At 72.2% G+C, this 16,625-nt stretch carries 15 protein-coding genes; 5 read left to right on the top strand and 10 right to left on the bottom strand.

Going from position 1 to position 16,625, the window contains the following annotated elements:
* Positions 1–9 precede the first annotated feature (9 nt).
* Both KME79_RS09695 and KME79_RS09690 read right to left on the bottom strand, forming a co-directional pair.
* Complete coding sequence (locus KME79_RS09695) at positions 10–1,248, bottom strand: sensor histidine kinase (RefSeq protein WP_219544145.1); 1,239 nt, start codon at positions 1,246–1,248, stop codon at positions 10–12.
* On the bottom strand, positions 1,245–1,922 hold the full coding sequence (locus KME79_RS09690; protein WP_219544144.1) for a response regulator transcription factor: 678 nt from the start codon (positions 1,920–1,922) through the stop codon (positions 1,245–1,247). Before KME79_RS09690 ends, KME79_RS09695 begins: the two co-directional genes overlap by 4 nt.
* A 94-nt stretch (positions 1,923–2,016) precedes the next feature.
* Here KME79_RS09690 and KME79_RS09685 point away from each other — a divergent pair, with 94 nt between their 5' ends.
* Positions 2,017–2,451, top strand: coding sequence for a hypothetical protein (locus KME79_RS09685; protein WP_219544143.1), 435 nt, complete (start codon positions 2,017–2,019; stop codon positions 2,449–2,451).
* Here KME79_RS09685 and KME79_RS09680 read toward each other — a convergent pair.
* The 8 genes from KME79_RS09680 to aceB all read right to left on the bottom strand — a co-directional run bounded on the left by KME79_RS09680 (position 2,435) and on the right by aceB (position 11,666).
* Entirely contained in the window at positions 2,435–4,348 is a 1,914-nt protein-coding gene (locus tag KME79_RS09680; protein ID WP_219544142.1) for a zinc metalloprotease, read from the bottom strand. The genes KME79_RS09685 and KME79_RS09680 overlap by 17 nt on opposite strands.
* A 60-nt stretch (positions 4,349–4,408) precedes the next feature.
* Positions 4,409–4,621, bottom strand: a complete 213-nt coding sequence (locus tag KME79_RS09675) for a DUF2277 domain-containing protein (RefSeq protein WP_219544141.1) — start codon at positions 4,619–4,621, stop codon at positions 4,409–4,411.
* A gap of 3 nt (positions 4,622–4,624) precedes the next feature.
* A complete protein-coding gene (locus KME79_RS09670; protein WP_219544140.1) occupies positions 4,625–5,362 on the bottom strand; it encodes an IclR family transcriptional regulator in 738 nt (245 codons plus the stop codon).
* 71 nt (positions 5,363–5,433) lie between these two features.
* Positions 5,434–6,174 carry an IclR family transcriptional regulator gene (locus tag KME79_RS09665; protein ID WP_148034838.1) on the bottom strand — a complete coding sequence of 247 codons (741 nt, stop codon included), beginning with the start codon at positions 6,172–6,174 and terminating at the stop codon, positions 5,434–5,436.
* Between the two features lie 2 nt (positions 6,175–6,176).
* Entirely contained in the window at positions 6,177–7,379 is a 1,203-nt protein-coding gene (locus KME79_RS09660) for a (Fe-S)-binding protein (RefSeq protein ID WP_219544139.1), read from the bottom strand.
* Positions 7,379–8,599 (bottom strand): FAD-binding oxidoreductase, encoded by a 1,221-nt coding sequence (locus tag KME79_RS09655; RefSeq protein WP_219544138.1) that lies wholly within the window; start codon positions 8,597–8,599, stop codon positions 7,379–7,381. Before KME79_RS09655 ends, KME79_RS09660 begins: the two co-directional genes overlap by 1 nt.
* On the bottom strand, positions 8,599–10,038 hold the full coding sequence (locus tag KME79_RS09650) for an FAD-linked oxidase C-terminal domain-containing protein (protein ID WP_219544137.1): 1,440 nt from the start codon (positions 10,036–10,038) through the stop codon (positions 8,599–8,601). The genes KME79_RS09655 and KME79_RS09650 overlap by 1 nt, the downstream gene beginning before the upstream one ends.
* A gap of 50 nt (positions 10,039–10,088) precedes the next feature.
* Complete coding sequence (gene aceB / locus KME79_RS09645) at positions 10,089–11,666, bottom strand: malate synthase A (protein WP_219544136.1); 1,578 nt, start codon at positions 11,664–11,666, stop codon at positions 10,089–10,091.
* Between the two features lie 146 nt (positions 11,667–11,812).
* On the opposite strand from aceB, the gene KME79_RS09640 reads away from it, so the two are divergent.
* From KME79_RS09640 to KME79_RS09625, 4 genes are all read left to right on the top strand, one after another.
* A complete protein-coding gene (locus KME79_RS09640) occupies positions 11,813–12,517 on the top strand; it encodes a DUF4097 family beta strand repeat-containing protein (protein WP_219544135.1) in 705 nt (234 codons plus the stop codon).
* A gap of 83 nt (positions 12,518–12,600) precedes the next feature.
* Positions 12,601–14,013 (top strand): GTPase HflX, encoded by a 1,413-nt coding sequence (hflX, locus tag KME79_RS09635; protein WP_219544134.1) that lies wholly within the window; start codon positions 12,601–12,603, stop codon positions 14,011–14,013.
* A gap of 403 nt (positions 14,014–14,416) precedes the next feature.
* On the top strand, positions 14,417–15,625 hold the full coding sequence (gene hutI / locus KME79_RS09630) for an imidazolonepropionase (RefSeq protein WP_148033512.1): 1,209 nt from the start codon (positions 14,417–14,419) through the stop codon (positions 15,623–15,625).
* A gap of 13 nt (positions 15,626–15,638) precedes the next feature.
* Positions 15,639–16,448, top strand: coding sequence for a DegV family protein (locus KME79_RS09625; protein ID WP_219544133.1), 810 nt, complete (start codon positions 15,639–15,641; stop codon positions 16,446–16,448).
* Positions 16,449–16,625 lie beyond the last annotated feature (177 nt).

The raw sequence follows: 16,625 nt of genomic DNA, 5'->3' as shown, positions 1-16,625 counted from the left end.
AATGCCGCGCTAAGGCCGCCCTAACGTCACTTCAACCCGTGCGCCGCCGGACGGCACGGGCGACACGGCCAGGCCGCCCCCGCTGGACTCGGCGGTGCGGCGGGCGATGTCCAGGCCCAGGCCGGTCGAGCCGCCGCCGCTGTTGCCCCGGGCGAGCAGGGCGGGGTCGAATCCGGGGCCCGTGTCGCTGACCACGAGCTCGGCCCCCTTCGGATGCGGCGCGAGCCGTACCGAGAAGGACGCCCCTTCGGGGGTGTGCGCGAACACGTTGCCCAGCAGCGCGTCCACGCACGCCGCCAGCGACTCGGCGCCGGCCGCGACGGGCAGCTCGCCGCCGGGCAGGGCGACGTCCACCTCGCGCCCCTGGTCCTCGGCGAGCACCGACCAGAAGCGCACCCGCTCCCGCACCACGGCGGTGGCGTCGCAGGACTCGCGCCCGGCCGAGCGGCGGCGGGCGTCGGTGATGACCGCGCTGACGGCGCGCTCCAGCGCGTCCACGCGGGCGCCCACGCGCGCCGCCTCCTCGGGGTCGCGCAGCGACTCCACGTCCAGCCTGAGGCCCGTCAGAGGCGTACGGAGGCGGTGCGACAGGTCGGCCACCGACTCGCGCTCGGCCGCCAGCAGGTCGCCGATGCGGCCGGCCAGGTGGTTCAGCGCCAGCGCGACCGCCCGCACCTCCGTCGGCCCTCCCGGCTCCGCCCGCGCGTCCAGGTCGCCGCCGGCCAGCCGGTGCGACACCCGGGCCAGCCCGTCGATCGGCCCGGTCATGGCCCTGGCCAGCCGGTCGGCCAGGGCGATGCCCAGCACGACCAGCGCCAGCCCCAGCACGAGCAGGGCCGTCCACGCCTCGCGGACGCCGCGCATCAGCTCGGCGTCGCTCACGAACGACCTGATGACCACGGTGCCTTCCGGCGACTGCACCGCGACCAGCACCTCCCTGCCGTCGTCGCACTCGGCGGTGACGCTGCGGCCGGTCGACGCCAGCTCCACGGCGTCGGTGCGCCGGGCCTCCTCGCCGATCACGCGCCCGCCGGGCAGGAACACCGTCACGGGCCACTCCACGCGCTCGACCGCCAGCGGCAGGTCCGCCGTGCCGACCGAGACGGCCACCGACTCGGCGGCGGCGGTGGCGCGGCTCATCGCGCCGTTCTCCGCCACCGAACGGATCAGCAGCGCCATCGGCACCAGCAGCGCGATCAGCACCAGCGACGTGGTGGCCGCCACCAGCAGCGCCAGCCAGCGCCTCACGACGGCTCGACCAGCTTCACCCCGACGCCGCGCACCGTGTGCAGGTAACGGGGCTCGGAGGCGGTCTCGCCGAGTTTCCTGCGCAGCCACGACAGGTGCACGTCGACGGTCTTGTCGGCGCCGCCGTACGGGAGCTGCCACACCTCGGTCAGCAGCTCCCGCTTGGTGACGACCTCGCCCGCGCGCGCCGCCAGGTAGTGCAGCACGTCGAACTCGCGCGGCGTCAGGTCCAGCGCCGCGCCGTCCAGCTCGGCCAGCCGGGCGCGCGGGTCCACGCGCAGCGCGCCGACCTGGAGCGGCGTCGGCGCCGGGTCGCCGGCCCGCCGCAGCACCGCCCTGATCCGGGCGTCGAGCTGGGCCGCGCTGTACGGCTTGACCACGTAGTCGTCCGCGCCCGCGTCCAGCACAGGCACCATCTCGGCGTCGCCGTCGCGGGCGGTCGCCACGATGACCGGCACCTTGCTCACCGCCCGCAGCATCCGCAGCAGCTCGGCGCCGTCGAGGTCGGGCAGCCCCAGATCGAGCACGATCAGGTCGGGCCGGTCCTGCACGGCCAGCCGCAGGCCGTCGAGCGCGGTGGGGGAGGAGGCGACGGCGTGGCCGAGATCCCGCAGCCCGCGGCTCAGCGCCGTGCGGATCGTCACGTCGTCCTCAATCAGCAGGATGTCAGCCATATGGTGAAACGGTAGACGGTAAACAGAGGTACGAGCCGCCGTCTTAGGGCTGTCTTAACCCGCGCTTAGCCGTACGAGGGGAAAGGTGACGAGGGTGAAGCGACTCGTCCTGGCCTGGGCCGCCGCCGCGGTCGCCGCGACCGGCGCGGCCGTGGCGGTGCTCGGCCTGCTCGGCGGCGCGCTGACCGGCACGTCCGGCCAGGTGATGACGCAGGAGGAGGCCCGTGCCGCGCTGACCAGGGTGACCGCCACCATTCAGCGCCCGTCCCAGAGCCCCGCGCGGACCCCCACCCAGGCGCCCCTGGAGAACGAGGTGATCCGCACCGCGGGCGGCACCGTCATCGCCTCCTGCGCGGGCGGCGAGGTGACGCTGCGCTCGTGGAGCCCCGCCCAGGGCTACTCGGTCGACGGCGTCGAGCCCGGCCCCGACACCGAGGCCAAGGTGGAGTTCGAGCCGGACGACGACGCCGAGGAGGTCGAGGTCAAGGTGGGCTGCGCGGGCGGCCGACCGGTCAAGCTTCCAGACTGAGCGCCTGCGAGGTCAGCTCGGCCTGCTTCCTGATCTGGCCCATGATGATGGGGTTGACCCCCTTGGCCTGGAAGGTCGCGACCATCTTGTCGAGCACCGCCCTGGCCTTGGGCAGGTCGCCCTGCCGCGCCTCCGCCCTGGCCCAGCGGCGCATCACCATGTTGAGCGTGATGTTGTCGATCGTGCCCGCCCCGGCGACCCTGGCGAGCTGCTCGATGCCCTGCTTCGGGTCGGGCGGCCGGATCCGCAGCCGCTTGCCGGCGGTGATGGTCTTGAACTCCCGCTCGGCGTTGAGCCCTTTCACCATCCGGGCGTAGACGGACAGCGGGTGCTGCCCGAACCGGTCGATCATCTCGTCCAGCGCCTCGTTGCCCGGGCGCAGCGCCGGCGAGTCGGAGCCGAGCAGCGAGAACAGCTTGCCCTGGTCCTCGCCCAGCATCAGCTCGGCCACCCGGTGGTCGTCGTCGGTGGCCGGGTAGCGCACCCGTACCAGGCAGGGCGGGGAGACCACGTGCGAGCCGTCGGCGGCGATGTACTGGGCGCGCACCCGGTACTCGCCGGGCTGCTGGAAGTAGTGGCCGTCGCGGCCGTGGCCGATGTAGGCGCTGCGGTACATGGCCGGGTTGCCGGCGTCGAGCCTGATCTCGGGCGAGCGGTCGACGCAGTGGCGCATCATGGGCCGGTAGAGCACGGTCCTGCCGCTCGGCTGGGTGATCGTGACCTGGGTGAACTCGGTGTCGGGGTGGAGGTGGCCGTGGGTGACGCGCGGCTCGCCCGTACAGGAGAGCTTGAGCTCGACCACCACCGGCTCGCCGAACCCGAACGGGTCCTTGGCCCGCAGCTCCAGCGCCAGCCCCGAGTGGTCCTCGATCGGCTGCTCGAACGGGGCCACCTCGGCGGCGCCGGCGCCGAACGCGTTGGCGCCCATGGCGACGTCGCGGAAGAAGCCGTGGCGCACGTGCACCAGCTCCGCGTCGGTGAACTGGAACGGGAACGCCGCCCAGTAGCCCTCCTCGCCGCCCGGCCGGTAGTTCTGCACGTAGTTCATCCAGGACAGATCGCCGAAGCCGCCGTGCGGGCCGAGCGGCTGGGGCGGCGTGGCGAGGTTCTTCTGCCAGGAGTGCAGCAGGTTGAAGGCGTGCCCGAGCTCGTGCACGTACGTCCGTAACTGGGCCCGCTGCGCCTCCGGCGAGTCGCCCTTGATCGCGTCGTGGAACACGGCGGCGCCCTGCCGCTGGTGGGCGTCGTCGTAGTCGAACATGATGCCCCGGTAGCCGCCCACGTGCCGGCTGGCCACCAGCAGCCATACCCGCCAGGCCGGAGCGTCGCCGAACTGACTGAACTGCTGGGTCATCGCGTGGTGCAGCTCGGCGTCGTCCCAGGCCAGGTCGGCGCCGGAGCCGTCGACCGGGATCACGCCCGGCTCGGTCACGGTCATCCCGACGCCCGCCTCCGCCCAGGCCTCCACCACGTTCAGCTCGCGCGCCGGCGACCCGTCGGGCCCCCGCAGCCTGCCGGTGTGGTACGAGACGAACGGCACGGCTCCGGCCACCGAATCCTGCTCCAGCACGACCTCACGGAAGTGGCGCGAGGTGAACCGGACGGGGTAGTCGCGCCCGGCGACGCGCGCGGTGCCGCCGTCGCCGATGATCGTGACGCGCACGTCACGGTCCGGTGTGGCGAAGGTGAACTCCCCCCGCCCCTCGGCCCGCGTCTCGTCAGCCTCCGCCGTGACGACGGGGGCGTGCACCACGAAGGACCCGTCGTAGGTGACGGTCGCGCCCGAGGCGGCGAACAGGTCGCCGCTCACCCGGCCCGTCGGCCGGGGCCCGTCGACGTCGACGCGGAGCACCAGCGTCGAGTCACCGTCCTGCCCCTGGTAAAGCCCGCTGATCATGATCGCCCCCTGGAGTCGGTGGGGTTACAACGCGGACACTTCTCCCGACGGGCGGGCGTGTCAACGGGATCCGCGAACTCGCAGCGAGCTCAGCAGCTCCTCGGAGGCCCGGGTGATCGTCTCGACCGCGCGGTCGAACGCCTCGGCGTTGTGCGGGGCCGGGGCGCGGAAGCCGGAGATCTTCCTGACGTACTGCAGCGCCGCCGCCCGCACGTCGTCCTCGGTGACGTCCTCGGTGTACGGGGGGCGCAGGGTCTTGATGCTTCGGCACATGCTTCAACCGTAATAGCCGAGCCGCCGGCTTATCTCCCGCGCGCCCTCGGCCACGGACTCGCCCACCTCAGGCAGCCGCTGCGGGGTCAGGCGGAAGGACGGCCCGGACGCGCTCACGGCGGCCACGACCGCGCCGTCGATGTTCCTGACCGGCGCCGCGACCGCGTTGAGCCCCGGTTCCAGCTCCTCCACCGCGGCCGCCCAGCCGCGCCGGACGATCTCCTCCAGCCCGAGCTGCCGCCGGTCGGTGATGGTCAGCGGGGTGAACCGGTGCAGCTCGTCGGGCACGGCCAGCGCGCCGAACGCCAGCAGCACCTTGCCGCTGGAGGTGGCGTGCGGGGGAGTGCGGGCGCCGGCCCAGCTCTGCCCGCTGATCGCGGACGGGCCGCGCACCTGGCTGATGTTGACCACGTCGCCGTCGCGGGCCACCGCGATGTTGACGGTCTCGCCGACCTCCTCGGCCAGCCGCATGCAGACCGGCCTGCTCTCCCTGGCCAGGTCGAGCTGGGCGGTGGCGGCGCCGGCGAGCCGGACCACGCCGACGCCGAGCCGGTAGCGGCCCCGGTCGCCGGTCTGCTCCACCAGCCCGCCCTGCTCCAGGGCGCCGAGCAGCCGGGACGCGGTGGATTTGTGCACCTCCAGCTCCGAGGCGAGGTCCGTCACGCGGGTGGCGCCCTCGCGGGCCAGGATCTCCAGGATGGCGATGGCGCGGTCGACGGATTGCACGGAGCTGTTGCTCATAGCGCAACAGCTTAGTCCGTCCGAGCGCCGAGAGTCGTCGTCACCCTGACGAAAACAGGGCTTCCATGGCGCTATCCGGCGGCCGGGCTCAGCTCCGCGCCGAAGGCGTCGGCGATCTTCAGCATGCCGCGGGCCAGCTCGTCGCGGTCCAGGGCGTCGATCCGCTCGGCCGGGCCCGACACCGACATGGCCGCCACCACCCGGTCGCCGTCGCGCACCGGCACGGCAAGGCAGTGCACGCCCAGCTCCTCCTCACCCAGGTCGAGCGCATAGCCGCGGTCGCGCACCACGTCGAACTCGGCGAGCATGGGGCCGGTGGCGGTGATCGTGTTGGGCGTCCGCCGCGGCATGCCGGTGCGCTCCAGCAGCGTGACCGCGTCGTGGGCGGCCCGCCACGCCAGCAGCACCTTGCCCACCGCCGTGCTGTGCGGCAGCACCCTCCTGCCGACCTCGGCGAACATCCGCAGCCTGCGCGGCGACGGCACCTGCGCCACGTAGACGATGAAGTCGCCTTCGAGCACCGCCAGGTTGGCCGTCTCGCCCGACAGCTCCACCATCCGCGTCAGGTGCGGCTGCGCCCACACGCCGACCATGCCCTCGGCCACGCCGCCGAGCCGCACCAGCCCGCCGCCCAGCGCGTAGCGGCGGTCGGACTCCTGGCGCACGTAGCCGCGCGACAGCAGGGTCTGCAGCAGCCGGTGGATGGTCCCGTACGGCAGGCCGGTGCGGGCGGCGATCTCCGACAGGCTCGCCTCACCGCCCTGCTCGGCCAGCGCCTCCAGCACGTCGAGCGCCCGCTCGACCGACTGCACGCTCACAGGGTGACCCCGCGCAGCGACGCGTCCAGCACCTCGGCGGTGTGCGCCACCTTGATCTCCGCTCCCTGGCGGCGCATCGCGGCGGCGATCTGCATGGTGCAGCCGGGGTTGGCCGACACCAGCAGCCCGGCCCCGGTGGAGCCGACGGCCTTGGCCTTGAGGTCGCCGAGGTCGCGGGCCGCCTCGGGCTGGAAGATGTTGTAGGTGCCGGCCGAGCCGCAGCAGATCGCCGAGTCGGGCACCTCGCGCAGCTCCAGCCCGGGGATGCCGCGCAGCAGCTCGCGCGGCTGCGACCGGACGCCCTGGGCGTGCGCCAGATGGCACGCGTCGTGGTAGGCCACGGTCAGCGGCAGCGGGCGCCGCTCGGCCACCGGGCCCAGCTCGACCAGGAACTCCGACAGGTCCATCACCCGGAAGCCCGGCTCCTCGCCGAGCAGCTCCCCGTACTCCTTCATGGACGAGCCGCACCCGGCGGCGTTGACCACCACGACCTCGACGCCCGCCCTGCGGAAGGCACGGACCGTGCGGCGGGCCAGCCGCCTGGCCTGGTCCTCGCGTCCGGCGTGCACGCTCAGCGCGCCGCAGCAGCCCTGCCCCGCGGGGATCAGCACGTCGCAGCCCTCCAGCGCGAGCACCCGCGCGGTGGCCGCGTTGACCTGCGGGAAGAACTCGCCCTGCACGCACCCGGTCAGCATGCCGACCACGGCCCGGCGCGGACCTCTGGCCCGCACCAGCCGGGGCAGCCGCTGCCGCCGCCGCACCTCGGGCGCCAGCGCCGCCATCGCGCCCAGGCTCGGATGCGCCCGTTCCAGGAACGGCGCCAGCCGCCGGACCAGCCCCGTGCCGGGCCGCGTCAGCCGCAGCCTGCGCGGATACGGGAACAGCCCGAACACCAGGCCGCGCACCGCCCGCTCCTGGGGGTCGCGCTCGTGCGCCCGCTCGACCTCGGCCCTGGTCTGCTCGATCAGCCGGTCGTAGCGGACACCGGAAGGGCAGGCGGTCACACACGCCATGCAGCCCAGGCAGGCGTCGAAGTGGCCGGCCATCTCCGGCGTCACAGGAGTGCCCTCCACGTGCTGCTTCATCAGGTGGATGCGGCCGCGCGGGGAGTCCATCTCCTCGCCCCACAGCACGTACGTGGGGCACGTCGGCAGGCAGAACCCGCAGTGCACGCAGTCGCCGATCAGGTCGGGGTCCATCAGATGCCTCCCACGAACCGGCCGGGAGACATCCTTCGCCCCGGGTCGAACCGTTCCTTCACCCGCCGCATCAGCGGTAGCGCGCCGACGCGCCCCCACCGCTGGACGCTCTCGTACGGGGTCGCGTGCACGACGAGCCGGGCCCCGCAGGGCTCCAGCCGGTCGCGCAGCGCGTCCACCGCGCCGGAGACCTTCTCCTCGTCCTCCTCGCCCCACAGCTCCAGCCAGATCCGGCCGGTCACCGCGGACCCGCGCAGCGAGAAGCCGCTGTAGTGCACCGCGTCGAGCACCTCGGTCAGCGCGGCCGGCGGGAAGCGCACCTCGGCCAGCAGGTCGTCGTCGGCGATCAGCCCCCACTGCGGCGGCGGCTCGTCGCGCACCCCGGTCACCGGCTCGCCCATCCGCTCCGCCAGCGCCCGGGCCCGCTCCTCCGCCGCCGCGCCCTCGACGAGCACGGTCATCCAGATCGGCCCCTGCCCGTGCGGCCAGTCGAGCTCGACGGCGCTCGGCTCCTCCTGGGCGGCGGCCAGCATCGCGGCCAGCTCGCTCACCTGGCACGGCCCGCGCTCCGACACCTGGGGAGGTTCGATCACCGCCACGATCCAGCGCCGGTCGGCGGGCAGCGGGTGGAGCCGGAAGGTGGCCTCGGCGATCACGCCGAGCGTGCCGAACGAGCCGGTGAACAGTTTGCCCAGGTCATAACCGGCGACGTTCTTGACGACCTTGCCGCCCGAGCGCGCGACGGTGCCGTCGGGCAGCACGACGGTGATGCCGATAAGCAGGTCGCGGGCCGTGCCATAGCGGAAGGCGCGCGGCCCCGCGACCGCGGCGGCGAGCGTACCACCGATCGTGGTGCCTTCGGTGAACGGAACGTCGAGAGCGAGCTCCTGGCCGCTGCCGGCGAGCGCCGCCGCGAGCGCGTCCATGGTCACCCCGGCCTGGGCGCGCACCACCAGATCGCCGGCCGCGTGCTCGACGATCTCGTTCATGCAGCACAGGTCGAGCAGCACGTCCAGCCGCTCCGGCGGCGGGCCCCAGTGCAGCTTGGTGCCGCCGCCCGCGGGCACGACCGCGAGGTCGCGGTCCGCGCACGCGCGCATCAGGGCCGACACCTCCTCGACCGTCTCGGGCAGCGCCACCCAGCGCGGCGTCACCCCGCACACGGCGTCTTCCGGCCCGGCCTCCCTGACCGTCACCCCGGTCAGATCCTCTGAGAGCATCAGAACTGCTCCGCCTTCCCGGACTCCACCAGCGGGTGCGCGCCCTTGCGCACCCCGGGCACCTCACCGCACAGCCGCGGCGTGGGGAACACCTTGCCGGGGTTCGACAGGCCCCGGGGGTCGAACGCGCACCGTACGAGCTGCATGGTGTCGAGGTCGTCGTCGGTGAACATGCGCGGCATGTATCTCGCCTTGTCGACGCCCACCCCGTGCTCGCCGGTGATGGAGCCGCCGTGTTCGATGCACAGGTCCAGGATCGCGCCCGACACCGTCTCCGCGCGCTCGCCGGCGCCCGGCTCGGCGTCGTCGAACAGCACCAGCGGGTGCAGGTTGCCGTCGCCGGCGTGGAACACGTTCGCCACCCTGATGCGGTGCTCGGCCGACAGCCGGTCGATCTCGGCCAGCACGCGCGGCAGCGCGGTGCGCGGCACCACGCCGTCCTGCACGATGTAGGCCGGGCTGATCCGGCCGACGGCGGCGAACGCCGACTTGCGGCCCTTCCAGATCGCCGCCCGCTCCTCCTGGCCCGCCGCCACCCGCAGCTCGAACGCGCCCGCGCAGATCTCCTTGAGCCGCGCGAACTGGAGCTCGACCTCGGCCGACGGGCCGTCCAGCTCGACGATCAGCACGGCGCCCGCGCCACGCGGGTAGTCGCAGGCCACCGCCGCCTCGGCGGCCTCGATGGCCAGCGCGTCCATCATCTCGATCGCCGCGGGCACGATGCCGGCCCCGATGATGGCCGACACCGCCCTGCCGCCCTGCTCGATGTTCTCGAAGGCGGCCAGCACGGTGGTGACCGACTCGGGCGCGCGGCTCAGCCGTACCGTGATCTTCGTGGCGATGCCGAGGGTGCCCTCCGAGCCGATGAACGCGCCCAGCAGGTCGTAGCCGGGGTCCATCCGGTCCAGCGTCACCAGGTCACCGTCGGGGGTGACGATCTCGCAGGCCTCGACGTGGTTGACGGTGAAGCCGTACTTGAGGCAGTGGGCGCCGCCGGAGTTCTCCGCCACGTTGCCGCCGATCGAGCAGATCTGCTGGCTGGACGGGTCGGGCGCGTAGTAGTAGCCCTGGTCGCGCACCGCCTCGGTGATCGCCAGGTTGGTGACCCCCGGCTCGACGACCGCCCGGCGGTTCGGCAGGTCGACCTCCAGGACGCGGCGCATCCTGGAGGTGACGACGAGCACCCCGTCCTCGCGGGGCAGCGCGCCGCCCGACAGGCCAGTGCCCGAGCCGCGGGCCACGAAGGGCACCGCGAACTCGTTGCACAGCCTGACCACGGCCGCCACCTGCTCGGCGGTGTCGGGGAGCACGGCCACGCCCGGCGTGGCCCGGTGATAGGTGAGACCGTCACACTCGTAGGTACGCAGCCGGACGGGGTCTGTTATCACCGCGTCGGCGGGCAGCACCTCGCGCAGCGCCGCCGTCAGCGTGTCCAGCATGGCGCCTCCAGCGAACTCGGCCTCCCTATAGTGCAAATATATGGCGGCATCTACGGCATTCGGGCGTATGCCGGAAGCGTCAGGAAATCGGCGAAGTCGTCGTCCAGGGCGACCTCCTTGAACAGCTCCGTCGCCTGCCCGAACAGCTTCTCGTCGTAGCCCGGTTCGGCCGCGATCTTCTCCAGCTCCTCGCCGATGATCCGCTCGACCAGCTCCTTGGTGACCTGGGTCCCGGTGTCGGCGAGGGTGATGTCGTTGTGGATCCACTGCCAGATCTGGGAGCGGGAGATCTCGGCCGTGGCCGCGTCCTCCATCAGGTTGTGGATCGCCACCGCGCCCAGCCCGCCCATCCACGCGGCCAGGTAGCGCAGCGCCACGTCCACGTTGTTGCGCAGCCCCGCCTCGGTGATGTCGCCCGGCGTCTCGGAGACGGCCAGCAGGTCGGCGGCCGTGACGGTGACGTCCTCACGCAGCCGGTCGAGCTGGTTGGGGCGGTCGCCGAGCACGCCGTCGAAGACCTCGCGGCAGATCGGCACCAGGTCGGGGTGCGCCACCCAGGAGCCGTCGAAGCCGTCGCCCGACTCGCGCGTCTTGTCGGCGCGGACCTTCTCCAGCGCGACCGCGTTGACCTCCGGGTCACGCCGCGACGGGATGAACGCCGCCATGCCGCCGATCGCGTGCGCGCCCCGCTTGTGGCAGGTGCGCACCAGCAGCTCGGTGTACGCGCGCATGAACGGGGCGGTCATCGTCACCGCGTTCCGCTCGGGCAGCAGGAACTCGCGGCCCCGGGTGCGGAAGCTCTTGATCACGCTGAACAGGTAGTCCCAGCGGCCCGCGTTGAGCCCCGCCGAGTGGTCGCGCAGCTCGTAGAGGATCTCCTCCATCTCGAACGCGGCAGGGTAGGTCTCGATGAGCACGGTCGCCCTGATCGTGCCGTGCGGGACGCCCAGCAGATCCTGGGCGCGGGTGAACACGTCGTTCCACAGCCGCGCCTCCAGGTGGGACTCCATCTTCGGCAGGTAGAAGTAAGGGCCGCTGCCCCTGTCGAGCTGCCGCTTCGCGCAGTGGAAGAAGTAGAGGCCGAAGTCGAACAGCGACGCCGACACCGGGTCGCCGTCGACCAGCGCGTGCTTCTCGTCCAGGTGCCAGGCGCGCGGCCGCACCACGATCGTGGCCAGCTCCTCGTCGGGACGGAGCGCGTAGGCCTTGCCGCCGGACTCGAAGTCGATCGTACGGTCGAGCGCCTCGCGCAGGTTGAGCTGGCCGAGCACGCAGTTCTCCCAGAGCGGGGAGTTGGCGTCCTCGAAGTCGGCCAGCCACACCTTGGCGCCCGAGTTGAGGGCGTTGATGGTCATCTTGCGGTCGACCGGCCCGGTGATCTCGACCCGCCGGTCCTCCAGGCCGGGCGCGGGCGGCGCGACCCGCCAGTCGCCCTCCCTGACCCCCTTGGTCTCCGGCAGGAAGTCGAGCGTGCCGCCCGCCGCCAGCTCCCGCTGCCTGGCCTGGCGGGCCTCCAGCAGCTCCAGCCGCCTGCCGCCGAACTCCCGCTGCAGTGTCGTCAGGAACGAGAGCGCCTCGGGCGTGAGGACCTCGTCGAACCGGTCGAGCATCGGGCCGGTGATCTCCATGGTGCGATCTCTTTCCGCTTCGTGGAAAACTGCTTCTGGATTATGGAAGGGAAGCTACGCCATCCGGGTTCCGAGGGTCAAAGCCGGGGACGCCTTCGGGGGCATCCCCGATGCGTGGGGGTGCCACGCGCGGAAGGATCGGGGGCATGAAGAGACTTGTGATCGCGGGCGGCCTGCTGGCCTCGGCCGCGTTGCTGACCGGCGGCCTGACGGGATGCGGCCTGACGGGCATCGCCGGGCCCACCGAGCAGGACTCCGTCTCGTACGAGGTCGCGGAGAAGGTCACCAAGCTGGAGGTGCGCAACGGCTCCGGCGACACCGAGATCACCGAGACGGATCGCGGCACGGTGAAGGTCGACGAGACCATCCAGTGGCGCGGCGAGAAGCCGACGACCGAGCACACGGTCAACGGCGACACGCTTGTGATCAAGTACGACTGCCCGAGGCTGGTCGCCGGCAACTGCGGCGTCAACTACAAGATCGAGGTGCCGAAGGGCCTCCAGGTCACCACCGAGGCCGGCTCCGGCGACATCACGCTCAGGGCGCTGTCGGGGCCGCTCACCGTGAGCTCCGGCTCCGGCACGGTCGACGCCTCCGGCCTGACGGGCAAGACGGTCGTCGCCGAGCTGGGCTCGGGCGACATCGAGCTCGAGTACGCGGCCGCGCCGGACAGCGCCGAGGTGGAGACGGGCTCGGGCAGCGTCATCCTGCGCGTCCCCGACGAGGGCTACGACGTGAGCGCCGACGTCGGCAGCGGCGACACCACGGTCTCGGTCCGCGACGAGCGGAACGCGCCTCGCAAGATCAAGGTCAGCGCCGGATCGGGCGACGTCAGCGTGTTGCCGCAATAATCAGGTGTTGGCGGTGAGGATGTCGTGCCACGATCGGGGAAGACACCGAGGTGTCCAGACGTTTCCTATTAGAGATGACACGAATGCACGAAAACCCCGCGATCGAAGAGTACGAGACCGGCGAGATGGACCTCGAGGAGCGCCAGGCGCTACGGCGCGTCGCAGGCCTCTCCACTGAACTTCAAGACATTTCCGAGGTCGAGTACCGGCAGCTGCGACTCGAGCGGGTCGTCCTGGTCGGGGTCTGGACCTCGGGCACGGTCGAGGACGCGGAGAACTCGCTCCAGGAGCTGAAGCTCCTGGCCGAGACCGCGGGTTCCCAGGTCCTCGAAGGCCTGATCCAGCGCCGCAAGTTCGCCGACCCCTCCACCTACATCGGCTCCGGCAAGGCGCTGGAGCTGCGTGACGTGGTCGAGTCGACCGGCGCCGACACGGTGATCTGCGACGGCGAACTGAGCCCTGGCCAGCTCCGCCAGCTCGAAGACATCGTCAAGGTGAAGGTGATCGACCGTACGGCGCTGATCCTCGACATCTTCGCCCAGCACGCGAAGAGCCGGGAGGGCAAGGCCCAGGTCGAGCTCGCCCAGCTCCAGTACCTCCTGCCGCGCCTGCGCGGCTGGGGCGGCAACCTGTCCCGCCAGGTCGGCGGCCGGGCGGCCGGCGGCGTCGGCATCGGCGGACGCGGCCCCGGTGAGACCAAGATCGAGCTGGACCGCCGCCGCATCCGCGAGCGGATGTCGAAGCTGCGCCGCCAGATCAAGGGCATGTCCACCTCCCGCGACACCATGCGCCAGCGCCGCCAGCAGCGCGAGGTGCCCGCGGTCGCCATCGCCGGCTACACCAACGCGGGCAAGTCCTCGCTGCTCAACCGGATCACCGGGGCGGGCGTGCTGGTGGAGGACGCGCTGTTCGCCACCCTCGACCCGACCGTGCGCCGCTCGCGCACGCCCGAGGGCAGGCTGTTCACGATCGCCGACACCGTCGGGTTCGTCCGTCACCTGCCGACCCAGCTCGTCGAGGCGTTCCGGTCGACGCTGGAGGAGGTCGGCGACGCCGACCTGATCCTCCACGTGGTCGACGGCTCGCACCCCGACCCCGAGGGCCAGCTCGCCGCCGTGCGCGAGGTCTTCGGGACCATCGAGGGCGCGTCCGACCTGCCGGAGATCGTGGTGATCAACAAGGCCGACGCGGCCGACCAGGAGGTGCTCGACCGCCTGGCGCGACGCGAGCGCGACAGCGTCGTGGTGTCCGCCCGCACCGGCGCCGGCATCCCCGAACTGCTGGCCCTCATCGAGCGCAGCCTGCCGCGGCTCGACCACGAGGTCGCGCTGCTCGTCCCGTACGACCGGGGCGACCTGATCTCGCGGGCCCACAAGGAGGGCGAGGTGCTCTCGGTGGACCACGTCGAGGAGGGCACCATCCTGCACGCCCGCGTGCTGCCGAGCCTCTACCAGGAGCTGATGCGCGTAGGCAAGCCGGTCGAACGAGTCTCTTAACGGCACGCGAGGGCAGCTCTGGTCACAAAGTGGCCAGGGCTGCCCAAACGCGGCAGTGGTCCCGCAACGCTGGGATTGCTAGGATTAGCCGAGCCTTTCGGCTTAATGACACGGGTTAAGGGATGACGGCTGCTGCGCACGATGGAGCACGCGGGGGCCTGTGGTTGAGGGTGTGGCGTCTGGGATGAGTGGGCTTTCTTCCGGATAACCCTGTACAGCAAGCCCGCTTGTGAAATAACGTAACTGAACTGAAATCGCCGGATCATGAGTCCGGCGATACGGTCACCGCTACAGCATTGCGGATGAGAGCAGGAGACCCCATGTCGTCCGGACCCGGAGCGGACTCAGTGGGCGCGGCGGAGGCCGTGCGCTGCGTGCTGCTCCCGCGTGGGGCGGTGATGCGGTGACCGTTCGGTTGCTGACCAACATCGGCCGCCTGTGGACCGGCAACGAGGTCCTCAGCAACGCCGCCATCCTCGTGCACAACGACCGCATCGCGTGGGTCGGCCGGGCGCCTGACCTGCCGCAGAGCGTCCCCGGCGTCGTCGACGACATCGTCGACGTCGACCACGTCGAAAACCTGAGCGGCGCGCTCGTCACCCCAGGCCTCATCGACGCCCACACCCATCCCGTCTACGCCGGCAACCGCTACGCCGAGCTGGCCATCCGCACCGGCGGTTCGACCTCCGCGTCGATCACCGCCGCGGGCGGCGGCGTGGGCTCGACCGTCACCGTGACGCGCGGCACCGACCCGTGGACGCTCTGCAACGGCGTGCGCGAGCGGCTGCGCGGCTGGCTGCTCAACGGCACCACCACCGTCGAGGCCAAGACCGGCTACCACCTCACCCGCGACGGCGAGCTGGCCGACGTGCGGCTCCTGCGCGAGCTGGAGAAGGAGCCGATGATGCCGCGGGTGCACGTCACCTTCCTCGCGGCGCACGTCGTGCCTCCCGAATACTTCGGCCGCCAGCGCGAATACGTCGAGGCCGTGGGCGCCTGGTGCGCCGACGCGGCCGCGGCCGGCGCCGACAGCGTCGACGTCTACTGCGACGAGGGCCACTTCACCACCGAGGAGTCCCGCTGGGTGCTCGCCTCGGGCCGCAACGTCGGCCTGCTGCCGCGCATCCACGCCGGCCTCTTCAGCCGCCGCGGCGCCGTGCAGCTCGCCGCCGAGCTCGGCTGCGCCTCCGCCGACGGCCTGCACCACATGTCCGAAGAGGACATCGCGATCATGTCCCGCTACGGGGTGCCCGCCGTCGTCTGCCCCGCCACCGCCCTCCAGCGCGGCCACCTGCCGCCGGTCCGCCAGATGATCAAGCACGGCGTGCAGATCGCGCTCGGCAGCGACCACAACCCCGGCTACTGCGGCATCACCTCGATGTCGCTGGTCATCGCGATGGCGGTGTCGGCGTTCGGGATGAGCGTCAACGACGCGCTGCGCGCGGCGACGCTGGGCGGCGCGACCGTTCTCGGCGCTCCCGACCGAGGGGTGCTGCAGCCGGGACGGCTCGCCGACATCGTCCAGTGGGACGCCGACCACGAGGGCGCCTTCGCCTGGTCCTTCGGCCTCAAGCCGCGCCGCGTCTGGCGGGGTGGGACGCCGGTTCAGTAGTTAAAGTCGGGGTATGCCGCCCGCTGTCGCCGTAGTCACGGATTCCACCGCTTACTTGCCTGAGGTGCCGGGCGTCGCTGTTGTCCCCGTACAGGTGATTTCCGGTGATCGGTCCTGGGATGAGCCCGAGTTCGCCGGAACTTTCGCCACAGCAACCACTTCGCGGCCCGCGCCGGAGCGCTTCGCGTCCTGCTACGCCGCGCTCGCCGCGCGGGGCGCGGCGAGCGCCGTGTCCATCCACCTGTCGGGAGACCTGTCCGGCACGGTGGAGGCGGCCAGGAAGGCGGCACGCGAGGCGCCGCTGCCGGTCACGGTCGTGGACAGCCGCTCGATCGGGATGGGCGTCGGCTTCCCCGTCCTGGCGGCGGCCCGCGCCGCCGAGGCGGGGGAGTCCCTGGAGTCGGTGGCGGCTGCGGCCAGCCGGTGCGCCGCCCGCACGCGGACCTTCTTCTACGTCGACACGCTGGACCACATGCGCCGTGGCGGCCGGATCGGCGCGGCGGCCTCGCTGCTGGGCTCGGCCCTCATGATCAAGCCTCTGCTGCACCTGACGGACGGGCGCATCGCCTTGCTGGAGAAGGTCCGCACCTCGGCCCGCGCCCTCACGCGCCTGGAGGACCTGGCGGTGGAGGAGGCGGGCGACGAGCCGGTCGAGATCGCCGTCCAGCACCTGGCCGCCCCGGACCGCGCCGAGTCCCTCGCCGCCAACCTGGCCAAGCGGGTGCGCGGGCCGGTGGGGATCCGGGTGGTGGAGGTGGGCGCGGTGATCGGGGTCCACGTGGGGCCGGGCATGCTGGGCATCACGATCTCTCCGACGTCGTAGTCGCTGGTGGTCGCGGCGGTGGCTGGGGAGGGCCTGTCGCGACGGGGAGGTCCGCGCGGGACCGGGGGGTCCAAAGCTTTTCGGGAACCCGGGAGGTTGGCACTGTGCCTAGCTTGACGTCTCGGGTGCGGCCTTTTGGGAAACTGGGGCGCTGGTACCGCGCCCAGCCTGTCGTCT

This window comes from Nonomuraea harbinensis (assembly GCF_019396385.1).
Taxonomy (GTDB): Bacteria; Actinomycetota; Actinomycetes; order Streptosporangiales; family Streptosporangiaceae; genus Nonomuraea; species Nonomuraea ferruginea.
This window is presented reverse-complemented; position numbering and strand designations above follow the sequence as displayed.